The sequence below is a fragment of the Mesorhizobium sp. P2_F7 genome, assembly GCF_056403695.1.
The window spans coordinates 35,686-59,117 of sequence record NZ_JBFUFA010000007.1; the positions used below are offsets into that span (position 1 = coordinate 35,686).

23 protein-coding genes are annotated in these 23,432 nt (G+C 63.0%); 4 read left to right on the forward strand and 19 right to left on the reverse strand.

Annotated features, from left to right (window positions below; genetic code table 11):
- Positions 1-65 precede the first annotated feature (65 nt).
- Complete coding sequence (locus AC1DZ8_RS22055; protein WP_477301389.1) at positions 66-806, reverse strand: pyridoxine 5'-phosphate synthase; 741 nt, start codon at positions 804-806, stop codon at positions 66-68.
- Between the two features lie 220 nt (positions 807-1,026).
- Here AC1DZ8_RS22055 and AC1DZ8_RS22060 point away from each other — a divergent pair, with 220 nt between their 5' ends.
- Entirely contained in the window at positions 1,027-1,446 is a 420-nt protein-coding gene (locus AC1DZ8_RS22060; RefSeq protein ID WP_477301387.1) for a SpoIIAA family protein, read from the forward strand.
- A 6-nt stretch (positions 1,447-1,452) separates the two neighbouring features.
- On the opposite strand, the gene AC1DZ8_RS22065 is transcribed toward AC1DZ8_RS22060, so the two are convergent.
- The 9 genes from AC1DZ8_RS22065 to AC1DZ8_RS22105 form a co-directional block, all read right to left on the reverse strand.
- The gene (locus AC1DZ8_RS22065; RefSeq protein ID WP_477301496.1) at positions 1,453-2,580 is read right to left on the reverse strand and encodes an ATP-dependent DNA helicase; all 1,128 of its coding nucleotides are present in this window, start codon (positions 2,578-2,580) and stop codon (positions 1,453-1,455) included.
- A 172-nt stretch (positions 2,581-2,752) separates the two neighbouring features.
- On the reverse strand, positions 2,753-3,820 hold the full coding sequence (locus tag AC1DZ8_RS22070; protein WP_477401646.1) for a translation factor GTPase family protein: 1,068 nt from the start codon (positions 3,818-3,820) through the stop codon (positions 2,753-2,755).
- Positions 3,768-4,112, reverse strand: coding sequence for a nitrile hydratase accessory protein (locus AC1DZ8_RS22075; protein WP_477301382.1), 345 nt, complete (start codon positions 4,110-4,112; stop codon positions 3,768-3,770). The genes AC1DZ8_RS22070 and AC1DZ8_RS22075 overlap by 53 nt, the downstream gene beginning before the upstream one ends.
- The gene (nthB, locus tag AC1DZ8_RS22080; RefSeq protein WP_477301380.1) at positions 4,099-4,758 is read right to left on the reverse strand and encodes a nitrile hydratase subunit beta; all 660 of its coding nucleotides are present in this window, start codon (positions 4,756-4,758) and stop codon (positions 4,099-4,101) included. The genes AC1DZ8_RS22075 and nthB overlap by 14 nt, the downstream gene beginning before the upstream one ends.
- On the reverse strand, positions 4,755-5,360 hold the full coding sequence (gene nthA, locus AC1DZ8_RS22085) for a nitrile hydratase subunit alpha (RefSeq protein WP_477301378.1): 606 nt from the start codon (positions 5,358-5,360) through the stop codon (positions 4,755-4,757). The genes nthB and nthA overlap by 4 nt, the downstream gene beginning before the upstream one ends.
- Before the next feature lie 55 nt (positions 5,361-5,415).
- Complete coding sequence (locus AC1DZ8_RS22090) at positions 5,416-8,577, reverse strand: efflux RND transporter permease subunit (protein WP_477301376.1); 3,162 nt, start codon at positions 8,575-8,577, stop codon at positions 5,416-5,418.
- Positions 8,574-9,869 (reverse strand): efflux RND transporter periplasmic adaptor subunit, encoded by a 1,296-nt coding sequence (locus AC1DZ8_RS22095; RefSeq protein WP_477301374.1) that lies wholly within the window; start codon positions 9,867-9,869, stop codon positions 8,574-8,576. The genes AC1DZ8_RS22090 and AC1DZ8_RS22095 overlap by 4 nt, the downstream gene beginning before the upstream one ends.
- A gap of 250 nt (positions 9,870-10,119) precedes the next feature.
- Positions 10,120-10,716 (reverse strand): LysE family translocator, encoded by a 597-nt coding sequence (locus AC1DZ8_RS22100; protein ID WP_477301372.1) that lies wholly within the window; start codon positions 10,714-10,716, stop codon positions 10,120-10,122.
- A gap of 131 nt (positions 10,717-10,847) precedes the next feature.
- Positions 10,848-11,804 (reverse strand): acyl-CoA desaturase, encoded by a 957-nt coding sequence (locus AC1DZ8_RS22105; RefSeq protein WP_477301370.1) that lies wholly within the window; start codon positions 11,802-11,804, stop codon positions 10,848-10,850.
- Positions 11,805-11,928: 124 nt separating this feature from the next.
- Between AC1DZ8_RS22105 and AC1DZ8_RS22110 the strand changes: the two genes are divergently transcribed.
- On the forward strand, positions 11,929-12,372 hold the full coding sequence (locus AC1DZ8_RS22110) for a metalloregulator ArsR/SmtB family transcription factor (protein WP_477301368.1): 444 nt from the start codon (positions 11,929-11,931) through the stop codon (positions 12,370-12,372).
- 36 nt (positions 12,373-12,408) lie between these two features.
- Here AC1DZ8_RS22110 and AC1DZ8_RS22115 read toward each other — a convergent pair whose 3' ends face one another.
- From AC1DZ8_RS22115 to tmpA, 6 genes are all read right to left on the reverse strand, one after another.
- Entirely contained in the window at positions 12,409-12,645 is a 237-nt protein-coding gene (locus tag AC1DZ8_RS22115; protein ID WP_477301366.1) for a hypothetical protein, read from the reverse strand.
- 77 nt (positions 12,646-12,722) lie between these two features.
- On the reverse strand, positions 12,723-13,295 hold the full coding sequence (gene ilvN / locus AC1DZ8_RS22120; RefSeq protein WP_023668352.1) for an acetolactate synthase small subunit: 573 nt from the start codon (positions 13,293-13,295) through the stop codon (positions 12,723-12,725).
- Positions 13,296-13,378: 83 nt separating this feature from the next.
- The gene (locus AC1DZ8_RS22125; RefSeq protein WP_477301363.1) at positions 13,379-15,160 is read right to left on the reverse strand and encodes an acetolactate synthase 3 large subunit; all 1,782 of its coding nucleotides are present in this window, start codon (positions 15,158-15,160) and stop codon (positions 13,379-13,381) included.
- 252 nt (positions 15,161-15,412) lie between these two features.
- The gene (locus tag AC1DZ8_RS22130; RefSeq protein WP_477301361.1) at positions 15,413-16,558 is read right to left on the reverse strand and encodes a PcfJ domain-containing protein; all 1,146 of its coding nucleotides are present in this window, start codon (positions 16,556-16,558) and stop codon (positions 15,413-15,415) included.
- A 732-nt stretch (positions 16,559-17,290) separates the two neighbouring features.
- Complete coding sequence (gene tmpB, locus AC1DZ8_RS22135; protein ID WP_477301359.1) at positions 17,291-17,875, reverse strand: (R)-1-hydroxy-2-trimethylaminoethylphosphonate oxygenase; 585 nt, start codon at positions 17,873-17,875, stop codon at positions 17,291-17,293.
- On the reverse strand, positions 17,872-19,023 hold the full coding sequence (tmpA, locus tag AC1DZ8_RS22140; protein ID WP_477301357.1) for a 2-trimethylaminoethylphosphonate dioxygenase: 1,152 nt from the start codon (positions 19,021-19,023) through the stop codon (positions 17,872-17,874). Before tmpA ends, tmpB begins: the two co-directional genes overlap by 4 nt.
- A 120-nt stretch (positions 19,024-19,143) precedes the next feature.
- Between tmpA and AC1DZ8_RS22145 the strand changes: the two genes are divergently transcribed.
- Positions 19,144-20,034, forward strand: coding sequence for a LysR family transcriptional regulator (locus tag AC1DZ8_RS22145; protein ID WP_477301355.1), 891 nt, complete (start codon positions 19,144-19,146; stop codon positions 20,032-20,034).
- A 138-nt stretch (positions 20,035-20,172) separates the two neighbouring features.
- Entirely contained in the window at positions 20,173-21,975 is a 1,803-nt protein-coding gene (locus AC1DZ8_RS22150; RefSeq protein ID WP_477301353.1) for an NAD(P)-binding domain-containing protein, read from the forward strand.
- Here the strand turns inward: AC1DZ8_RS22150 and AC1DZ8_RS22155 are convergent.
- From AC1DZ8_RS22155 to AC1DZ8_RS22165, 3 genes are read right to left on the reverse strand one after another with little or no spacing between them, the layout of a single operon-like run.
- Positions 21,972-22,499, reverse strand: a complete 528-nt coding sequence (locus AC1DZ8_RS22155; protein WP_477301494.1) for an N-acetyltransferase family protein — start codon at positions 22,497-22,499, stop codon at positions 21,972-21,974. The two genes, AC1DZ8_RS22150 and AC1DZ8_RS22155, sit on opposite strands and share 4 nt — an antisense overlap.
- Positions 22,500-22,516: 17 nt before the next feature.
- Positions 22,517-22,825 (reverse strand): hypothetical protein, encoded by a 309-nt coding sequence (locus AC1DZ8_RS22160; protein WP_477301351.1) that lies wholly within the window; start codon positions 22,823-22,825, stop codon positions 22,517-22,519.
- 4 nt (positions 22,826-22,829) lie between these two features.
- Positions 22,830-23,396 (reverse strand): helix-turn-helix domain-containing protein, encoded by a 567-nt coding sequence (locus AC1DZ8_RS22165; RefSeq protein ID WP_477301350.1) that lies wholly within the window; start codon positions 23,394-23,396, stop codon positions 22,830-22,832.
- Positions 23,397-23,432 lie beyond the last annotated feature (36 nt).

Consider the following 23,432-nt stretch of genomic DNA (forward strand, 5'->3'; position numbering starts at 1 on the left):
CTGCGATGCAATATCAAGAGCCCTCACGTAATGGCTGATATGCGGTAATGCCAGCCGTCTGCCCTTTACCATCCGCATGCCCTAAGGAACCGCCCCACCGTGCCGGCCATGCCATACTCCAACGCATCGGCTGTCAACCCATGTCCGATTGACACTTCGGCCAATGCCGGGATGCGTTTGACCAGCCCCGGCAGATTGTTCACCACCAGATCGTGCCCGGCATTGACCTGGAGCCCGGCGACGAGCGCGGCATCCGCGGTTTTTCCCAACCTTTCCAGTTCCTTCTGCGCCTTGGCGGAATCGGAGTGGTAGCTGCCGTAGGGCCCGGTATAGAGCTCGATCCGGTCGGCGCCGGTATCGCGCGCGGCATTGACGCCGGCGGGATCCGGGTCGGAAAACAGCGACACGCGAAAGCCCCCTTTTTTCAGGCGCTTGACGATCGGATTGAGGAACGCGGCCTCTGCGGCAAAGTTCCAGCCATGGTCGGAGGTCGCCTGCGCCGGATCGTCGGGCACCAGGGTGACCTGCTCCGGCTGGTGCTTTTCCACAAGCGCCAGAAAATCTTCCGTAGGGTAGCCCTCGATGTTGAATTCCGCCTTGGGGAACTCGTCGTCGATCAGCGCGCGGATCTCCGGCAGGTCGGAATGCCTGGTGTGGCGCTCGTCGGGCCGCGGATGCACCGTCAACCCATGCGCGCCGGCGGCCAGGGCAAGGCGCCCGAGCCCGGTGACGCTGGGCCACGGCAGGTCGCGGCGGTTGCGCAGCATGGCGATGGCGTTGAGGTTGACGGAAAGCTTGGCGGGCATGGCTTTGGGTCCGATCAGGGGCGTTTGGCAGCGCATCTATACTGCCTTTGAAGGGAACAGACAGGGGGTTTCGGGTGTTCCAGTCAGGTGAGTGCCCTATGAGAGCAGTTCCAGGAAAAGTGTCACACGGTTTTCCGTCCGGAAACTGCGTCAAATCAAAGAGCTAGAGCGGTTCGCCGTTTCAGCGAAACGGTGAAACGCTCTAGCGGAGGACCAGCCGATGAATTTTCTCCAATCCGTGCCGGCGATCCGCCGTATCGAAACCGACCGTGAGGACCTTTTCGCCATTGACGTCGTCGGCCATGTCTCGGCGGCAGACGGCGAAAATCTGTTTGGATTGCTGGAGGCCGCCTACGCACTTCACCCAAGGATCGACGTGTTGATGCGGCTGGTCGACCATGAAGGCGTCGACTGGGCGGATGTCGCAGACGAGACGCTGAAACAGGGCACGGTGCACGCCCTGGACCATATTGCCCGGTGCGCGACGATCGGTGAGCCGAACTGGATAGCGGATGCGCAAGGCTTCCTTCCCGCTTCATCACCCATCGAGTTCAGACACTTCAAGGTCGAGGACGAGGCGGAGGCCTGGCAATGGCTGGACGCAACGCCACTCAGCCCTGCCACGCCAGCCGCTACCTGACGCCAGCTATCTAACGATGGTCAGCCGCTCGGCCGCGCGGGTGATGGCGGTGTAAAGCCAGCGCTGGCGGGTTTCCTTGAACGCCCAGCTCTCGTCGAACAGCACGACGTCGTTCCACTGCGAGCCCTGCGCCTTGTGCACGGTCAGCGCGTAGCCATAGTCGAAATCGTCAAAACGCTTCTTCTGCTGCCAGGGGATATCGGCGTCCGGGTCCTCGAACGCCGACTTCAGCAGCTTGATCTTGGCGACACCGCGGTCGGGATCGTCCTCTTCCGGCGAGACCAGCAGGTTGATGCCGGGTTTTATCGTCTCGCGCGACGAGGTCATCACCTTCCACAGCGAGCCGTTGAGCAGGCCTTTGGCCGGGTCGTTGCGCAGGCACACCAGCTTGTCGCCGGCCTGCGGATAGTCGGCATTGAACCCCTTCAGCTCGCGCAGGCGCTGGTTGTAGCGGCGCCGCGTGCGGTTGGTGCCGACCAGCACCTGGTCCGCCTTCAGCACCAACTCCTGGGTGACGTCTTCCTTGCCGATCACTTGCGCGGTGCCGTAGTCGCCGCGCATGAACTCGCGGCCCTCGCGCACGTCGAGCGCCAGCTGGATGATCGGATTGTCGCGCGCCTGGCGGTGGATTTCGGTCAACAGCACATCCGGCTCGTGCTCGGTGAAGAAGCCGCCGCCCGAAATCGGCGGCAGCTGAGCCGGATCGCCAAGCACCAGGATCGGTGTGCCGAAACTCAGCAGATCGCGGCCGAGTTGTTCGTCGACCATCGAGCATTCGTCGATGACGACCAGTTTTGCCCGCGAGATCGGGCTTTGCCGGTTGAGCGAGAAGGTCGGCGACATCGACGTCTTGCCGGTCACCTCGTCGGCCACCGATTCCTCGCCCTTCGGCCTGTAGATCAGCGAGTGGATGGTGCGGGCATTGATCGCGCCCTTGGAACGCAGCACCTGCGCCGCCTTTCCGGTGAAGGCGGCGAACTGCACCTGCCCGTCGACATGCTCGGCGAAATAGCGCGCCAGCGTCGTCTTGCCGGTGCCGGCATAGCCGAACAGCCGGAAAATCTGCGGCCGGCCCTCCTTGAGCCAGCGCGCCACCGCCTTCAACGCCTCATCCTGTTGGGGGGAAAATTCCATCGGCTCGACAGACCGGATTCGCGAGAGAAAGACAAGCTTGGCCGCCATGGCGACCATTGTCGGCGACAATCGCCAGCGCCTCCGACAAGTCAGGCTATCAGCCACAAACCGGAACGTAAAGAGAACAAAACAATCAATGCCGAGGGTGAAACTCAGTCCAGCGAGTATCAAGTCAGCCGTAGGCAGCCACTGCCGGCGGCGGCGGTGGATCGCGGTAGGCCGTCGGAACGGGCGCATAGTGGTCGAACTGTATCGTGTAGGTCGCGCGGTCCCGGCTCATCAAGCGCAGAATGTCGACGTACTTGAACATGGTGACCAGCGGCACCAACGCTTTGACCACCACGTCCGCGTCTCGGATTTCCCGGCCCGTGATCTTGCCGCGGCGGCCTACCAGGTCGCTGACAATGGCGCGGGCACAATCCTGCGGCGTGACCACTTCAACCTCGGTGATCGGCTCGAGCAGCTGCACGCCAAGCCTGGGTGCGGCTTCCCTGAAACATGCGCGGCCGGCGATCTCGAAGGCCGAAGCCGAAGAGTCGGTCTCATGAAAGGCGCCGTCGACCAACGTCGCCTTCATTCCGATCATCGGAGAACCGGCAAAGGGGCCGGATGGCAGGACACTGCGCACCCCTTTTTCGACACCGGCGACATGCTCATCGCGAACCGCGCCATTGGGAATCCTAGACGCAAACACGAACTCCGGATGGTGCCCATTCGGCTCGAAAAGCAGCTTCACGCGGGCAAACTGACCCATCCCATATGACTGCTTCTTGTACGTGTAATCCTGTTCGAGCTTGCGGGTGATCGTCTCGCGATAGGCCACTTGCGGAGCACTGATATTCAGGGTGATCTCGAACTTATTGACCAGCCGATCGATCACAAGATCGAGGTGAAGCTCGGCGTTGCTGAAGATTATCGTTTGGCCGGCTTCCTCGTCCCATGTGAAGCGGAAGCCGAGATCCTCATCCGCAAGGCTCGACAAGGCGATGCGCAGCTTTTCTTCATCGGCCTCCGACTTCGGCTCGATCGCGATTTTCAGTAAAGGCCAGGGTGCTGAAGCGATTTCCATCATGGCAATAATGTTGCGTGAAGCGTCAATATTTACAACCGGACGGGCAGCGAAATCCAGGGCAGCATAAAGGAAGTCTAAATTGGCCGAATGATGCCGTTTAGGCCGTACCTTATTGTCAGGGCCCTGGATCGTTCTCCAGCAAAATCGGCTTGCCGTGCGGCGTCGCATGCGCGGCGCGCTCCCAGGCGGCGGCGAGCGTGTCAACATCGTTCTTGCCGGCGACGCCTTTGGCCGCCAGCAGCGTTTCCAGTGCTGCCAGCCAATGCTCGTAGTAATCGTGGCCGTCGCTCGCCGCGCCCGGCTTCTTTACCTCAGCGGACAAGGCGTCCGCCCATTCGATCCACGAAAACAGGCCTTTGTCATGCAGCGCCACTGTCATGGCGAAGGCTTCGGCCTGCCACGGCTCTGCAAACACCGGCTCGTCGATATCCGCCGGCAATGCGCCTTCATGCCGGGTCAAGGTAGCTCTCCCAGGCATCGATCGAGACGCTGAGCGTCGGGTCGGCGCCCTCGCCCCAGATCTCGGCGCCATCGAAGACGACGGTATAGACCCACTGCGGGTTTTCACCCTTTCCATGCGCGTTGCTGTCGGGGAAGACAAAGCCGTCACGCACCGCCTCGATCACACCCTGCTTGCCACGCGCATAGCGCGGCAGCCGCGTGTGACCGGTCGGATTGAAATTTTTCGTCAGCACGGCCTGCCCTGCCTTGAACCGCGCCGGCGTCGCAACCGGCCGGTCGCAGGGGCCGCCCTTGGCCAGCACCGCCGGCACGTTTTCCGCCTTCAGCACCCTCTTCGGTGTTGCCGCCGGATCGACCGCCCGGCCCTCGGCCAGATCGCGCTCGCTGACAAAGCCATGACGCTTCAGCAGCACTTCCAGCGCCTTGATCCATATCTGGTAGTAGCTCGATGAATAGTAGACGGCGGGATGCAGCGATTCCCTGGCATGCCGGCTCTCATCGATGTTCCAGGCGCCCATCGAGCCGGCCGTCAGCGTCACGCCGAGAGCCCGCCTCTCCCATGCGGCATGGAAGTAAGGCTCGTCCTTTTCGGGCGCGACCGGCCCGAACCCCATCTGCCCGCCGAGATCCTGCGGTCCGTTCATGCCGGCACCCTCGCGACAGCGGTGCCGATCATCGCGTCGCGGCTGACCAGTTCGGCGAGTTGCTCCTCGCTCCAGCCCTCGGTATTTTCAGGCCGCATCGGCACGACGAGATAGCGCAGTTCGGCCGTCGAATCCCAGACGCGGATTTTTTTGTCCGCCGGCAAGGTCAGGCCGAATTCCTCCAGCACGCCGCGCGGATCGATCACCGCGCGTGAGCGGTAGGGCGGCGCCTTGTACCAGACCGGTGGGAGGCCGAGCACCGACCACGGATAGCAGGAGCACAGCGTGCAGACGACGAGGTTGTGCGTCTCGTCCGTGTTGAACACCGCCTGCATGTGCTCGCCTTGCCTGCCAGTGTAGCTCAGCGAGGCGATCGCTTCCGTCGCATCGCGCTTCAGCCAGTCGGCATAGGCCGGATCGCTCCAGGCTTTCGCCACGACCCTGGCGCCGTTGCGCGGCCCGATCTTCGTTTCATAGGTGTCGACGATGACGTCGATCGCCGCCGGATCGATCAGGCCTTTTTCGGTGAGGATGGTTTCCAGCGCGCGCACGCGGGCCGCAAACGGGTCGAACTCGTTGTCGTGGTCATGATCATGGGACATGACCACAGATTAGGATTGCGGGCACGTCGCCGCAAGCACCACAGCTTGGGCCAGATTACTCGGCGGCGGCCTTCTGCGGTTCCATGAGCCGGTCCTCGGGGCCGAACAGCGAAGCCTGCTCGCCGCTTTCGACGGCATGCAGCGTCGGCCGCTTCTTCAAGGTGAAGAAGCTCGTCAGCCAGCCGGAGAGGTTCTCGAAATAGACGTAGATCACCGGCGTGACGAACAGCGTCAGCGCCTGCGAAGCCAGCAGGCCGCCGACCACCGCGACGCCGAGCGGCTGCCGCAGTTCGGCGCTTGCGCCGGTGCCGAGCGCGATCGGGAACGTGCCCATCAATGCTGCCAGCGTCGTCATCATGATCGGCCGGAAGCGCATCAGGCAGGCCTTGTGGATGGACTCCTTGGCCGACATGCCTTCTCGTCGCAGTTCCAGCGCGACGTCGACCATCATGATGCCGTTCTTCTTGACGATGCCGATCAGCATCAGGATGCCGATCACCGCGATGACCGACAGGTCCATGCCGGCAAAGCGCAGCGCCACCACCGCGCCAAGCACCGCCGAAGGCAGACCGGTCAGAATCGTCAGCGGGTGGATGAAGCTCTCATAAAGGATGCCGAGCACGATATAGATCGTCAGGATGGCGCCGCCGATCAGCAGGCCCTGGTTGGCAAGCGAATCCTGGAAGGTCTTGGCGGTGCCGGCGAAACTGGTCGAGATCGCCGTCGGCATGCCGATCTGTTCCTTCAGCGCGTCGATGCGGGCCGTGCTGTCGCCGAGCGCCACGCCTTGCGGCAGATTGTAGGAGATGGTCACCGCCGGCAGCTGGCCGAGCTGGTTGACGGTCAAGGCGCCGGCCGTGCGGTCGACGCGGGCAAAGGCGCCGAGCGGCACCAGGCTGCCGCTCGCCGTCCGCATCTGGATGGCGAGCATGCGCTCGGGCGACCATTCGATGTTGGGGTCGAGCTCGGTGATGACTTCATAGCTGTCGGCCGAGCCGAAGATCGTCGAAACCTGGTCGGTGCCGAATCCGCCATAGAGGGCGGAGCGCAGCGTGTCGGTGTCGATGCCGAGCTGGGCCGCCTTGTCGCGGTCAACCACCAGCGATGCCTGCAGGGCATTGTTCTGCAGATCGCTGGTGACGTCGGTGAAGTTCGCATGGTCGGCCGCCATCGCGTCATTCAGCTTCTGCGCCCAGATGTCGGTCTGGCCGGTATCCAGGCCTTGCACGACCAGCTGGTAGGCGCTGGCCGACGAGCGCGAACCCAGCCGCAGGTTCTGCACCGGCTGCATATAGGTTTCGATACCCGCCACGCCGGCGAGCTGTCGCCTCAGGTCCGAAAGCACCTTCTCGATGTCGGGACGCTGGTCCTTGCCCTTGAGCTGGACGAAAAGCTGCCCCTGGTTGAGCGCATTGCTGCCGCTGCCGGCCGACCACGCCACATGATCGACATAGGGCGAATGCGAGAAGACGCTGGCCACCTGCCCTTGCAGCTTCGACATGGAATCGAACGAGATGTCCTGGCGCGCGATTGTCGTCACCGATATCTGGCCGATATCCTCTTGCGGGAAGAAGCCCTTCGGCGACACCTCGATCAGCCACACCGACCCTGCCGCGGTTCCGACGAAGACCAGGAACACCAGAAAAGTGTGGCGCAGGCAGAAGCTGAGCAGCCGGTCATAGCCGCGGGTGACAAGGTCCTGCTTGTGGCCAGGGCTATGCTTGTCGCGATCGGCCTTCGTCACCGTGAGCAGCCGCGAGCACAGCATCGGGGTCAGCGTCAGCGACACGAACATCGAGGCCAGGATGGCGACCGTCACCACCACGGCGAACTCGTTGAAGATGCGCCCGATGACGCCGCCCATCAAAAGCACCGGGATGAAAACCGCAACCAGCGAGATCGAGATCGAGATGATGGTGAAGCCGATTTCGCGCGCGCCTTTCAGCGATGCGTCGAAGGCCGACAGCCCATCCTCCTCCATGTGTCGAAAAATGTTTTCCAGCATGACGATGGCGTCGTCGACAACGAGGCCGACGGCAAGCGTCAGGCCCATCAGCGATATGTTGTCGATGGAAAAGCCGAACAGGAACATCGCGCCCAGCGTCGCGATCAGCGAGATCGGCACCGCCACGGCCGGGATGATGGTTGCCGTCACCCGGCGCAGGAAGACGAAGATCACCATGACAACCAAGGCGATGGTCAACAGCAGCGTGAACTGCACGTCGTCGACGGCCTGGCGGATCGAGGTCGAACGGTCGTTGAGCAGCTTGATGTCGGCGGCGGCCGGCATCTGATCCCTGAAGGACGGCAGCATCGCCTTGACCTTGTCGACGACGTCGACCGTGTTGGCGTCGGGCTGGCGCTGCACGGCCATGATGATCGCGCGGGTGCCGTCATACCAGCTCGCGGTCGTCGTGGTCTGCACCGAATCGACGACGCGGGTCACTTCGCCCAGCCGCACCGGATGGCCATCCTTGGTGGCGATGATGATGTTGGCGAAGCCGGCAGCGTTGGTGAGCTGCGTGTTGGCGGTGATGGTCAGCTGCTGCTTGTCGTTCTGCAGCACGCCGAGCGGCGTGTTGCTGTTGGCCGACGCGATCGCCGTCTGCAGCTGATCGATCGATATGCCGCGCGCGGCAAGCGCGGTCGGATCGATCTGGATGCGCACGGCGTATTTCTGCTGGCCGAAGATCGAGACCTGCGCGACGCCGTCTATGGTCGACAGCGACGGCGAGATGACGTTTTCGGCGAAGGCATCGAGATCGGTCAACGGAACCGTATCGCTGACCAGCGACATCAAGAGGATCGGCGCATCGGCCGGATTGACCTTGCGATAACTCGGCGGCGACGTCATTTCCGGCGGCAGCGATTTCTGCGTGCGCGCGATCGCCGCCTGCACGTCGGCGGCGGCGGCGTCGATATCCCTGTTGAGCACGAACTGGATGGCGATCGAGGTCTGGCCGAGCGCGTTGGTGGTCGAGATGGAATCGATGCCGGCGATGGTGGCGAACTGCTTGATCAGCGGCGTCGCCACCGAGGTCGCCATGGTTTCGGGCGAAGCGCCGGGCAGCGAGGCCGAGACGTTGACGACCGGAAATTCGGCACTTGGCAGTGCCGCCACCGGCAGGAATTTATAGGCAAACAGGCCGCCCAGCACGAGGGCGAACGACATCAGCAGCGTGGCGACGGGCCTGCGTATGCAAAATTCGGAAATCATGGCTGTGTTCCGCCTGCCTTGTCGGCTTGCGCGACCTTCGGCGCGGCCTGGTCACCGCCGGCCGCCTTGCCTTCGTGCACCGCGGCGCCGTCCTTCAGCCTGGTCTGGCCCTCGACAACCACCTTCTCGCCCGACTTCACGCCCGCGCTGATGGCGCTGTTTTCACCTTCGGTCAGCGCCACCTGCACCGGCCGCATCTCGACCGTGTTGTCCGGCTTGACCACATAGACGAACGGCCCCTTCTGGCTGGGCTGGACCGCGACCGTCGGAACCGAGGTCATCTGCGGCATGATGCCGGCGTCGAGCACGACATTCACATATTGCCCGGGCCACAGCGAGAGATCGGCGTTGGGAATGCTCGCCCGCGTGGCGATGGTGCCGGACGCGGTGTCGACGCTGGAATCGACGAAGTCGAGCGTGCCCTTGCCGATCGGTGTCGGGTCGCCGTCCTTGGTCAGCGTCACCGCGTTTTGCTGCGGATTGGCCAGCGCCTTGTGCAGCAGCGCCAGATTGCTTTCCGGCAGATTGAAATTGACCTGCAGCGGATCGATCTGCGTGATCGTCACCAGCGGCGTCGCCGTGCTCGAGTTGCCGTTGCTCACGGTGACGAGGTCACCGACCGAAACATTCACCGCGCCCAACCGCCCGGCAATCGGCGCCGTGATCGTGGCAAAGCCGAGCTGAACATTGTCGGCATCGATCGTCGCCTGGTCGGAATCGACGGTCGCCGCAGCCGCCTTCTGCGCCGCAACCGCCTGGTCATAGGTCTGCTGCGTGCCGGCCTGCTTGGCGACAAGATCCTTGGCGCGCTGGAGATCGGACACCGAACTTGCAAGCAGCGCCTGGTCCTTGGCGAGCGTCGCCTGGTCCTTGGCCAACTGCGCCTTCAGCGCGCGGTCGTCGAGCGAGAACAAGAGATCGCCGGTCTTCACCATCTGGCCATCCTTGACGTCGATGGACACGATCTGGCTGGACACGCGCGCATTGATGTTGACCACGGCCGGCGAAGACACGAAGCCGATGGCGTAGCGGCGGATCGGGAAATCGGCGGTTGTGGCTGTGGCCGAAACGATCGAGGCCGAACGCGCGGCATTGCCACCGCCGCGGGATTTGCCCCCTGCCTTGTCAGCCGAAGTCTTGCCTGCCGCAGCCGGCGTATCCGCGGAAGCCGTCTGCCTGGCCCCCGGCAGCATCTGCTGCAGACTGCCCATCGCCGTTGGCGAAAAATAGACCCACGCCGCGGCGACACAGGCCGCTGCCACCACCACCGCCAGAACGACTTTTCCGCGCATCGACTACAGGCCCTATGATCCGACACGCCGAACCCGGTGGTCTCATTCTACCGCAAATCGCGGCGCCTTGCCGCGGTTTTGCCGAAGTAGATAGGACACGCCTTTGTCGGAAAAGGGCCAAAACACGGCATTACGAAGATTTAATGTGCACTGCACAATGAATGGGCAGCCGGCTCAAGAGTCGGCGAGCTGGCCTGGGTGTGGTTGAGATTCAGGTCAGGCGAGCCTCACCTGAATATCAAGCATAACCCTATTTCAGCATCGGCCAGAGCGTCGCCGCCAGCAGCACGCCCATGGCGATGTTGAACCATTTCAGCCGCACCGGATCCGACAGGAAGCCGCGCAGCGCCGTGCCGAAACCGGCCCATATCGACACGCTCGGCAAATTGACCAGCGAGAAGGCAACAGCGATCAACACCACCGAAAGGAACGGACGATCGGGGTTGGTGTAGACGGCCATTGCGGTGATCGCCATCACCCAGGCCTTGGGGTTGACCCACTGGAAGGCGGCGGCATCGACGAAGCGCATCGGCTTGGCCTCCGTCTCACCCTTGGCGCTCAGCGAGCGCGACATGGCGATCTTCCAGGCGAGGTAGAGCAGATAGGCAGCACCGGCGATCTTGAGTGCGGTGTGCAGCGCCGGAAACGCCGTCAGCACCGCGCCGAGGCCGAAGCCGACGGCCAGCAACAGCACGCAAAAGCCGATGCTGATGCCGAGCATATGCGGGATTGTCCGCACGATGCCGAAATTGACGCCCGACGCCAGCAGCATGAAGTTGTTCGGGCCCGGCGTGATCGAGGTCACCAGGGCGTAGAGCAGCAGGGCAAGGAAGGCGTCGAGGGTCATGACGGCTCACAAAGGTCAGCAATACTGACTTAAATCGACCGGGCGCCGGACGCAACTTCATTCGATTGGTCCAATGCATCCGGCAGTGACCCGTCTGGTCGTGTCGCCAGCCCAGCTACGGCCGGCGCACCCTACCTGCCGTGAGGCCGTGCCGACAACACATGGGAAGCAGTCGCTCTCTCGCTGCGGCTGGCGACGCGCCGTAGGCCTTTGCGTTTCGGCGTGTTCTCGGGAAGCCTCACATTATGCGCCAGGCCAAGCGCGGCGAGAATGCGGATAAGAACCCAGCCGAGGTCGATCTGGCCGCGCTCAAGGCCGAGCCTGGCGGATTCGGGGAACGCGTGATGGTTACCGTGAAAGCTTTCGCCGAAGGTCACCAGGCCGAAACGCGGCAGATTGTAGCCTTGCACCGCGACGCCGTCGACGCGCCAGCCCTGCTGCCCGCTGCGATGGGCGAAATGCCCGACCAGCCAGTGCCCGGTGAGCGAGACCGAGATGCGCACCGCGATGCCCCAGACCACCCAGCTCCAGCCGCCAAGGACAAAGAACAGGATCGCCCACGGCAATTGCTGCAGCATCCAGGTGCGCTCGACAAATCTGTAGAAGCGGTCGTTGCGGATTGACGGCTCGATGACGAAATCGGGCGGATTGCGTAAGCTGACCGCGCAATGCATCTGCCAGAAGGCGTCGGTGAAGAACGGCCGGCGGTGCGCGTGCAGATCGTGGCACGCCGTCTGGCGCTGCGCCCAGTCTCTGATGTCATGCGCATAGATCATGCCGAACGGACCGGCCATGCCGACCAGCGTGCCGAGATAGACCAGCGCATGTTCGATGAAGATATGCACCTTGAACGAACGGTGGATGAGCAGGCGGTGCATGCCGACCGAATGTCCCGCGCAGATCGTCACCGCCGTTGTCGCCACGAACAACGCGAAGGCACTCCAGCTGAACGTCAGCGGCCCGAACACCAAGGCGATCAGCGTCATCGCGCCGACCCAGATCGACTTGGCCGGCATCCAGACGACCTCGCCGTCCTCGGCGTCGCTCAAGGGCTGCGAGATCATTCTGCCTGTGGATATGGTCTTCATCGGTACCCCTCCTCTGCAGGAAACATTTCCGAACCAGAGCCTTGCCTTTCGCCGCGTCGGCGCTTATTTAGGCAGTAAGCTAATTATCTACTATATCGAATTAGGTATTTAGGCAATAGTCTAAATGCCGGAGAAATGCAGACCGGAGGCGGACGCCTTCGCGATCTACGAGGCAGGAATTGTGATCGAAGACGACATCTCGAATGGCGAAACGGCCGCCGGCAGCGGCGCCATACAGCGCGTGTTCGAAGCGCTGTCGTCGCAGCCCCGGCGCAAGATCCTCGCCTATCTCGCCCATTCATCGCTGACAGCAGGCGAGATCGCCGCGCGCTTCGACATGTCGAAGCCGTCGATCTCTCAGCACTTAAGCATTCTGGAAACGGCCGGCCTCATCGCCAGGGAGCGGCAGGGACAGTTCATCCGCTACTCGCTGGTCCAGAACAATCTGGTTAACACGCTGAACGGCTTCGTTCAGGACGTCTGCCCGGTCTCGCGCCCGATCAAACGGGAGAGCAAGGAACTGGCTAGCGGCAAGGTTGAAACCAAGTCGAGAAAATCCGGCGACTGATATCCCGATTGCACCTGGCAGGAAGCCTTCGGCAGATCAGTTCCGGCGGCGATACTTCAGTGCCCAAAGAAGCCAACTGAAGATGACAATGGACCCGGCGTGGAAGAAGATCACGTCCCAGAATCTGGTTGGATTATCCGCATAGGCAACCCATTCATTGCCTCGTAAGGCTGGGACCGTCATCGTCACCCAGGCATGGGCAAGCACCCAAATCGAGAATGCGATCAGAACGTACATCATCACATGTACGACCAATTCTTTTCGCGGGGTCATGCGCCACCAAGTCTCAGTTCGCTTTTCGGATCGCCTCGCTCGACCGTGAATGCAGAACTTTAACGTCGCATGAATGCCTACATGCCTTGCGGGCCGCGGTTCATTGCCGCCACGCCGGTGCGGCAGATTTCGACCAGGCCGAGCGGCTTCATGATGGCGATGAACTGGTCGAGCTTGGAGCCTTTGCCGGTGATCTCGAAAATGAAGTGCTCGGTGTTGGCGTCGATGACCGACGCGCGAAAAGCGTCCGCCAGACGCAGCGCCTCGACGCGAGCCTCGCCGGTGCCGGCAACCTTGACCAAGGCCAGTTCCCGCTCCAGCGGCCGCTCCTGACCGAATTCGTGCGAGCGCACGGTCAGATCGACGACGCGGTGCACCGGCACGATGCGCTCAAGCTGATGCTTGATCTGCTCCAGCACATGCGGCGTGCCGCGTGTCACGATAGTGATGCGCGACAGATGCTTTTCGTGCTCGGTCTCGGAGACGGTCAGGCTCTCGATGTTGTAGCCGCGGCCGGAGAACAGGCCGATGACCCGGGCGAGCACGCCCGGCTCATTGTCGACCAGCACGGAGAGCGTGTGGTTCTCCGGCTTTTCCGTTTCCTTGGCGATGAAATAGGCGGAGCCGGTCGGCTGTAGCTGTGCGTTCATGACATGAATCTCGATTTCAAACTCTTGAGCTAATTCTCTGTTTGCGCACGGCTTCTTCCGACAACCCTGCCTCGGCTTGTTGACTAGACCAGTTCCCTGCCCTTGGCGTCGATGGCATTTGCCACGGCTTCATCCGTTGCCTCGTCAGGCAGGAGCATCTCGTTATGCGCCTTGCCCGACGGGATCATCGGGAAGCAGTTGGCGAGCGTCGCCACGCGGCAGTCGAACAGCACCGGCTTCTTGACCGAAATCATCTCCTTGATCGCGTCGTCGAGCTCGTCCGGCTTCTCGCAGCGAATGCCATGGCCGCCATAGGCGTCGGCCAGCTTGACGAAGTCGGGCATCGCCTCGGTGTAGGAATGCGACAGACGGTTGCCGTGCAGCAGCTGCTGCCATTGCCGCACCATGCCCATATACTGGTTGTTGAGGATGAAGATCTTGATCGGCGCATTGTGCTGCACCGCCGCGCTCATCTCCTGCATCGTCATCTGCACCGAGGCGTCGCCGGCGATGTCGATGACCAGCGCATCGGGATGCGCGATCTGCACGCCGAGTGCTGCCGGCAGGCCGTAGCCCATCGTGCCCAGGCCACCTGAGGTCATCCAGCGGTTCGGTTTTTCGAAATGATAGTGCTGCGCCGCCCACATCTGGTGCTGGCCGACCTCGGTGGTGATGTAGGTGTCCATGTCCTTGGTCAGCGCGTAGAGCCGCTGGATCGCGTATTGCGGCATGATGACGTCGTTGTTCATCTTGTAGGCGAGTGAATCGCGCGCGCGCCATTTGGCGATCTGCTCCCACCAGGGATAGAGCGCCTTCTTGTCGGCCTTGGCGCTTGCCCGCCACAGCCGCACCATATCTTCCAGCACGCGTCCGACATCGCCGATGATCGGCACGTCGGTGTGGACGTTCTTGTTGATCGAGGACGGATCGATGTCGATGTGGATCTTCTTCGAGTTCGGCGAGAACGCGGTCAGCCGGCCGGTGATGCGGTCGTCGAAGCGCGCGCCGATGCAGATCATCACGTCGCAATCGTGCATGGCCATGTTGGCTTCATAGGTGCCGTGCATGCCCAGCATGCCCATCCAGTTCTTGCCCGAGGCCGGATACGCGCCGAGGCCCATCAGCGTCGAGGTGATGGGGAAGCCGGTGAGGTCGACCAGTTCGCGCAGCAGATGGCTGGCTTCCGGGCCGGAATTGATGACGCCACCACCCGAATAGATGATCGGCTTCTTGGCGCTCGCCATCAGTTCGACCGCGGCCTTGATCTTGTCCAGATCGCCCTGGACCTTCGGCTGGTAGCTGGTGCGCGGCGCCGTCTGCGGCGGCACGTAAATGCCCTTGGCAAACTGCACGTCCTTCGGAATGTCGACCACCACCGGACCGGGACGGCCGGTCGTGGCGACATGGAAGGCTTCATGGATGGTGGCGGCCAGTTCGTTGACGTCCTTCACCAGCCAGTTGTGCTTGGTGCAGGGGCGCGTAATGCCGACCGTGTCGCACTCCTGGAAGGCGTCGGAACCGATCAGCGAGGTCGGCACCTGGCCGGTCAGGCAGACCAGCGGAATGGAATCCATCAGCGCGTCCTGCAGTGGCGTCACCGCATTGGTGGCGCCCGGCCCCGATGTCACCAAAAGCACGCCGGCCTTGCCGGTCGAGCGCGCATAGCCTTCAGCCGCATGGCCCGCGCCCTGCTCGTGGCGCACGAGGATGTGCTCGACCTCGTCCTGCTGGAAGATCTCGTCATAGATCGGAAGGACAGCGCCGCCGGGATAGCCGAAGACATGCTTGACGCCATTGTCCTTCAGCGCCTGCACCACCATTTCGGCGCCTGTCATTTCACGCCGGTCGTTCTGTCCGTTGCTCATCGGTCCTGTCCCGTACTGTCCGCCATTGGGCGATTGCTGGTCGTTTAGTCGTGTTTCGGGCAATAAAAAAGGCCCCCGAGGGAGCCTGTGTGTTGCGCATGGGAGGTTTTCGCCCGGCGGTTACACCGCCTTGCCCACGCGCCTTCCTACGAGGATGAGTGCCTTTTTCATGGTGGCGGACAATAGAATTGGTTTTGCGCGGATGTCAACGGGCAATCCGCGCGGCATTCACGCCGCGCGGATGTTCCATTTTCAGGCCCAGAGCGCCACGCCCTTCGCCTTGGCCCAACGCTTGAGGATCTTTTGTTCATCAAGCGTTGCCAGACGATTGCCGAAACCGCGCACCTGCACCGCACGGTGCTGCGGGTCGAGCTCGATCGTCAGAAGCCGCTCGGCCTTGCCAAGCGCCTTGCGCCGCAGCGTCCAGATCGAGGCGTTGCCGGCAATGCACTTGACCGCGTAGGTCGAGACGCAGTGATGCATCGCCCTGGACTCGGCAACCAGATCCTCGGCCGTCTTCAGCTGGCGGACGAAGAAGCGCTCGCCATGCGCCTTCGCCTCCTTGGCCGGTGGCTCCCATTCCCAGTCCTCAAGGCGCGAGCCCTCCCAGCCGCTGCCCGGAGCCAATGCGGCCCGACCGGCGGCGCGGCGGCGCATGGCCTCGATGCGCTCGATGGCGGCAATGTCGCGATGCCATTGCGACATCTGCCGGTGCAACGAGGCGAGCGTGCGGCCCTTCAGGCTATACGCCTTGTCGCGCCGGTGCATGGCGGCGATATAGTCGCAGAGATCGTCGATCTCCTCCTTCGACGTTGGCTGCTCGCAGAAGAAGCGCGCCACTTCACGCCAGAAGGTGAGCTCGCCACGCGGCGTGCGCGCAATCTTGGTGCGCGCAAGCCGTGCCGCCAGCCCGCTATCGCCGGTGTAGGACCGCGCGATCGCGAACCAGAACGCCTCGCGGAAGCCGAACTCGCCCGACGCGTTGAGGAAGCAATGCACCTCCTTGCGCGACAGCCATTCATTGGCGCCCGCCTTGTAGAGCGACTGGCCACCCGCGGCCGCAACGTACCAGGCCAGGCGCAGCGCGATCTCCGGGCCGTCCAGCCCCGACCTGTCCAGCCAGATGGCTTCGAGCGCGGCCGAAACCGGGTAACGCGCATAGAGATAGCGGGCAGCCGCCAACCGCAGCCGCGCAGGGTCGCGCGTCTTCAACTTCGGGCGCCACAGCGCCCCGTCGCGGATGGCTACGCCGGCATAGCCCCGACGCACCTCATCGAGCGCCCGCTCGAAATCCGGAGCGGGACGTGGTGCGGCGGACACACGCTGCAACGATGCCTGATATGCTTCAATGCGTTGGCGCTCGGCATCCTGCCTGAGCTGTATCATGGACCTGGCCATGGCCGTTCTTCCCGATTGGAACCCTGTCAGCCGCGCGCAATTCCAGCGCCGGCACGGAATGTGTCGATCTGGATTGCCGTGACATGGACAGGTCTCCTCAGAGGGGATGACGGGTTGCGAATGAGCGATGTCACTACGCCTGCAACGATTCAGGCACAAGAGCCATTCTTTCAATGTTTACAATGGCCTGACAGCGTGTTGCAAAGGTGCATCTCAGACCTCCAGACGACCGCCATCGTCGGCGGAAGCGCTTGGCTTCAACCGGTTTGCCACGGCTCCGACCGGGCATTTGGGTATCGATGTGATCGCCTTCGAATGGTGACAGCCGCAACGCCTCGCGGCACGGCTCTCAGCTTGTCAGAAAATGGGGATTAGCCGTGAAGCGGCTCAACTCGCCCATCGCCAGCGGAGGCGCAAAATGCGTGATCGTGATCTCATCGTCGCCTCCTTACAAAGCGTGGTTGGTACGGGTGCGGCGCGATGAAAGGGGCGCCGCTGATTGGGCGCGGTCAATACAACGGAACGGGTGCAGCGGCAAGATGGCGACCGGACGCCAGGTCGCCCGGCCTTGACGAACCGGCAGTGGCAAGTCGGCTGGACACGTCGCTGATAACGACCGGCGATGAAGCAGTCGCCGCTGGCCGTCGTTCACAGGCTTCTGGCCGGTATGCAGCCACCGCGCCTTCGCCGTCGAAGCAGAAACACATGGGCTGTCTCCCTCCCCGCCTGCCGTCAGGTGCCATTGGCGAAGTCGCGGACAACCCGCTGCAGCAACGGCACGTAATCGCGAAACGCCCGCGTCTTCATGTTGGCGATCTTGCCGGCCTCGTCCCAGATGCGGACCCGTACCGCTTCCTCGTGGAACGGGTTCTTGCGGAACTCGGCCACCTCTTCGGCATTCATCGGTCCGCCCTGCAGCGACAACGTGTGGACCGAAGCCTGCGACAGTCTGCCGAAATAGGTCGGGTCGGTGGCGCAGAGGTAGCGCTTGGCGGCGACATGCAGTCTGACGCATTCGACGATGACGGGCGGGAAGAACGGCGCCAGCACCTCGCCGCCGGCTTCGTCATGATGCTTGTCTTCGACATCGTCGGGCGAATAGGTGCCGAACTCGCTGGTGTAGTGGCCGATGTCGTGCAGCAGGGCTGCCGCCACCAGCACGTCCGGCGCGCCGTCCTTCTCGGCAAACCAGGCGCCCTGCAACATGTGCTCCGACATGGTGACGGGCTCGCCGAGATAGGATTCCGCACCCCGCCGCTCAAAAATGTCGGCGATGAATTCGACAATGTTGTCGGCGTTCAAATCCTGGCTGCTCATTCCGCAGCCTCCTTGAAGCCGTGTTCGATCGCCGCAAGCGTCGATAGCAGGCCGTCCTTGTCGGCGTAGCAGCCCTGCAGCCAGCGCTTGCCGGTGCCGGAAAATGCCTTGCGGGCATGCATGACGCGCGTGTTGTCGACGATGAAGGCCTGTCCCGGTTCGAGCTTGAAGGTGACTTCGAAGGACGGATCCTCGATCAGTTCGGCGAACCGCCGATAGGCGGCGTAATAGGCCTCCATGTCGGCGAACGGCACGTCGACCGTCGGCGCCAGCGAGCGGTTGTTGAAGCGGATGGCGATGAGTTCGCCATCCGGCCCGAGCTCGATCATCGGCCGCTTGGCCTGCAATCGCACACCCGACGATCCGGCATATTCGAAACGCGCCGGGTATGAACTCAACAGGCGGAAGCCCTCGGGATTCTCGGCCTGCAGCGCGGCCGCCACGGCAAAACCGTCGACCACGCTGGATTCGCCGCCTTCGACCGTGTTTTCGATGCAGGACAGGATCTGCAGCGTCGGCACCGGATCGCGATAGGGATTGTCGGTGTGCGCCTGCAGCCCGAGATTGGTGTAGGCCAGATTGGTCGGATTGACCTCGGCGCGGACTTCGAACCAGCGGCCGTAATTGGTTTCCCTGATATAGCCGAACAGATCGGAGACCTTGCACAGCGCCCCGGATTCGGCCGGCAGATCGTCCATCACCGCGAAGCCATAGGTCTTCACCGCCGACAGCCATTGCCTGAGCACCGCGCGGTCGCGGCTGGCCGCGGCATAGCCGGCGCGCGGCACCGAATGCTGCATCGAGGCCTTGGTCCATCGCACGGTAGCCTCGCCCGTCCAGCCGGGCTCACGAGCGGCATCGCGGTCATAGGCGTTGGCGCTCAGCCATGCCGCGGGAAAGCGCACCGTCTTTCCCTCCGGTACGAAGCTGACCTCGAGGGCATCGCCCTGGATCGAGGCTGCGCCGATCTTTGTAGCGGCCGGGATGTCGAGAATCGTGATGAGCCGCTGGCCGTTGCCGGCGCTGCGCGTCTTGTCGTCCAGCGCATTGTCGCGCAGCCACACGGCATGGAAGCGGGTGCGCGCGCCGTCCTTCCAGCCGAGTTCGATTGTTCTGCCTTCGTCGCCGATCAGCGCGTGGGTGAGCATGAAAATCCGTCCTGTCCGCTATGCCCTGCGGCCAGCTCCGCAGGGTTTCCGATTGCATGGTGAAGGCGCGAGAGGCATAATTCAAATTATCATTTTGCAGCCAATGGCCGTAAACTGCTTATGCCTCAGACGACCCTCCCCTTGCCACCGCTCGACTGGCTGCGCAGTTTCGAAGCCGCGGCGCGGCTGTCGAATTTCACCGCCGCCGCGGCCGAGCTCGGCCTGACCCAGGCTGCGGTCAGCCAGCACATCCGTTCGCTTGAGGAGCGGCTGAAGCAGCCGCTGTTCATCCGCCTGGCGCGTGGCGTCGAACTGACGCCGGAAGGTGGTGCCTACCTGCCGCATCTGCAATCGGCCTTTGCCACGATCGCCAACAGCACGCGCGAACTGTTCGAACCGAGAACGATCCAGAGCGTGACGATCCGCTCGCCTATTTCTTTCGCGGTGCTGATGATCGCGCCGAAGCTGTCGCAAATGGCTGGAGACCTGCCCTTCGTCCAGTTGCAGATCGAGACCATCCACACCCCGGCCGACTATAGTGAGCGCTCCGGCGGGCTCGACATTCGTTTCGGCGCTGGCTCCAGCTCCTTCCCCGGGCGCCAGGCCGACCGCCTGACCCGGGAAACCCTGACGCCGATGGCGGCGCCCGGCCTTGCCAAAACGCCGGACTGGACCGGATTGCCGCGCCTGACGGTCGTCGGCGCGCGAGAAATGTGGGGCGAATGGTTTGCCGTCGCGCGGATGAAGCCGGCAATCGGGCCGACGCACAAATTCGACAGTTTCGTCACCGCACTGGAGGCGGCAAAGCACGGCGCCGGCATGGTGCTGGGCTCGCGCCCGCTGGCCGATGCAGCGCTGCGCGACGGATCGCTCGTCACGCTTTCCGGCTTTGCGCTGTCGAGCGGCGCCGGCCACTATCTGACGGCACCCTCGGGCGCGCATCTGAGCCCAGCCGAGGAAGCGGTCCGCCGCTGGTTCGCCACAGTCTTTGGCACGCCGATTTCCCGATAAGTCCCTGAATACGCGCCAAACTATTGGACGACGTGACGCGACGCATAATTTGCCGCGATACTGCGCAAGGCCGGACGTCAAGCTTCGGCAGGGTTCCGCCCGCTACAGGCGGCCAGAAAAAATCGCGGAGGAAATTCGATGCTCGATAAGGCCCCCAACAAGAAGCTGTCCGACCTGCTCGATCGCTTCGGCGCAGCCCTTGCCGCCGGCGATATCGACAAGGCCGTCGCCTGCTTCCAGGAGGATTGTTTTTGGCGCGATCTCGTCACCTTCACCTGGAACATCAGGACGATGGAAGGGCGCGACCAAGTGCGCGAGATGCTGGTCAGCCAGTTGGCCAAGACCAAACCGTCGAACTGGGCGATCGCCAAGGGCGAGGACGCCACGGAAAACGATGGCGTGCTCGACGGCTGGATCAGCTTCGAGACTTCAGTTGCGCGCGGCTTCGGTCACATCCGTCTGAAGGACGGCAAGATCTGGACGCTGCTCACCACCATGGTCGAGCTCAAGGGCCATGAGGAGCCGGCCGGCTTCGACCGCCCGCTCGGCGCCAAGCATGGCCATGGCAAGAACCGCCCGACCTGGAAGGAAGAGCGCGAGAAGGAAGCCGCCGAGCTCGGCTTCAAGACGCAGCCCTATACGCTCATCATTGGCGGCGGCCAGGGCGGCATCGCGCTCGGCGCGCGGCTCAGGCAACTCGGCGTGCCCACCATCATCGTCGAGAAGAACGAGCGGGCCGGCGACAGCTGGCGCAAACGCTACAAGTCGCTCTGCCTGCATGACCCCGTCTGGTACGACCATCTGCCCTATATCGACTTTCCCCGGAACTGGCCGGTCTTCTCGCCCAAGGACAAGATCGGCGACTGGCTGGAAATGTACACCAAGGTGATGGAGCTGAATTATTGGTCCTCGACCCAAGCCAAGAGCGCCGTCTATGACGACAAGAAAAAGGAATGGACCGTCGTCGTGCGCCGCGACGGCAAGGACATCACGCTCAAGCCGAAGCAGCTGGTGCTGGCCACGGGGCAGTCCGGCAAGGCCAACATGCCGAGCTTCAAGGGTATGGACAGCTTCAAGGGCGATCAGCACCATTCCTCGAAGCACCCCGGCCCCGACGCTTATGTCGGCAAAAAGGCTGTCATCATCGGTTCGAACAACTCCGCCCACGACATCGCCGCCGCCCTCTGGGAAGCCGGCGCCGACGTCACCATGGTGCAGCGCTCGACCACGCACATCGTCAAGTCGGACACGCTGATGGAGATCGGGCTGGGCTCGCTCTATTCGGAAAAGGCGGTTGCGAGCGGCGTGACCACCGCCAAGGCCGATCTCATCTTTGCCTCCCTGCCCTACAAGATCCTGCACGAGTTCCAGATCCCGGCCTATGCCGCGATGAAGAAGCGCGACGCCAACTTCTACAAAGGCCTGGAAAATGCCGGCTTCATGCTCGACTGGGGCGATGACGATTCCGGCCTGTTCATGAAGTATCTCAGGCGTGGCTCCGGCTACTACATCGACGTCGGCGCCTCCGACCTGATCATCGACGGCTCGATCAAATTGAAGAGCGGCGTCGAGGTCAACGAGATCAAGGCGCATTCGGTCCTGCTCTCGGATGGATCCGAACTGCCGGCCGATCTCATCGTCTACGCCACCGGCTACGGCTCGATGAACGGCTGGGCGGCCGACCTGATCTCACGAGAGGTCGCAGACAAGGTCGGCAAATGCTGGGGTCTCGGTTCGAATACCACCAAGGATCCCGGCCCGTGGGAGGGCGAATTGCGCAACATGTGGAAGCCGACGCAGCAGGAGGCGCTGTGGTTCCATGGCGGCAATCTGCATCAGTCACGCCACTATTCGCAGTTTCTGTCGCTGCAGCTGAAGGCGCGGATGGAAGGCATCGCGACGCCGGTCTACGGGCTGCAGCAGGTTCATCACAAGGGTTAGGCAGTGGCGGGCTGCCCGATGCGCTTCCAGTAGATGAGCGTGCCGGTCAGCCCGCCATGCGGCTTCAAGGCAAAATCCGGTATTTCGCCCGTAAGCGTGAAGCCGAGTTTTTCGTAGAGGCCGGAAGCGCCCTCTTCCGTTGCCGTGTCCAGCACCAGCAGCGTGCGGCCTTTCTCGATAGCGAGGGTTTCGGCAGCCCACATCAGCCGGCTCGCTATGCCCTTGCCGCGATGCGCGACACGGGTCATCAGCTTGGCGATCTCGGCCCGGTGCGGCTGGTTATCAGGAAAGTCGAGCAGCAAGGTCACGGTGCCGACGAGAGCGTCTCCCTTCCAGGCGCCCAGCACCGCTCTTTCGCCCTTCTCCGCTGCCTCCAGCGACTTGTCCCAGAAGGCTCTCGCAGCCTGCCGGGACAGCGGATGCATGAAGCTGACCGAGCCGCCGGCAGCGACCGTCTCGATCAGGAGGTCGGCCAGCATGTCGCGTGTTTCCGCAGTCAGTGACCTGATTTCGATGGCATCCATGTGTGCAGTGTCCATTGCTAATCCAGTCGAGCTACGCGGCGCCGCTTTCGCGCGGCCTTGATCGCGGCAATGCGGTCGGTGTCTTTCGGCTGCAGGTGCAACCCGCGTTCGAGGATTTCGAGCGTGTATTCCTCATAGGTCAGCCCGAGCTGCTCGGCCTTTGCCATGCGCATCAGCATCACATCCCGGCTCGGTGCCTTCCACGCCTTGGCGTGCGCGGCCTGCCACGCCAGGAAGATATAGGGGTCGCCCTTGCCCCATGGCGGGCCTTTGTAATCATCGAGCGGCGGTCCGCCATTGTCGGAGCGCTTGGGACGTCTTGCCACGATTTCAGCCCCTGACCAGCGCGACCAGATAGTCGGCGGGCTGCGGCCCGACCGCGTGGAACGTGCAGTCCGACGGCGCGCCGAGCGCCAGGCAGTCGCCGGGCTCGAGGCTGTGCACGACGTCGCCTTCGGTGAAGTCGAGCCGCCCGGAGATCAGCCACATCTGCTGCTTGATGAAGGCGTAGGACGCTGCCGGAAAGCTCACCTTGGCGCCGGCCGGCAGTTGCACCCGGATCAGTTCGAGCGGCATGTCGGAGACCGGCGATAGATGCCGCCTGACATAGCCCGTGCCGGGGTCGCGCCACACCGGCTGCTCGCCTTCCCGCAACAGTCCGCCGCCTTGCCGCTCCGCTCGCGCAATCAGCGTCGACAGCGTCATGCCGAAGGCGGCGGCGATGCGCACCAGGAGCGCCGCGGTTGGGCTGGTCATGCCCCGCTCAATGGTGCTGAGCATGGCTTTCGAGACACCGGAGCGGTCCGCCAGATCTGCCAGTGACCAGTTCCGCAAGGCTCGTTCGGAGTGGATTCTTCTGCCGAGGGTGGAGGAAATGTCATTCGCTATATCAGTCATTCGTCCAATATATCGAAATTCCAGCATTGGGAAAGA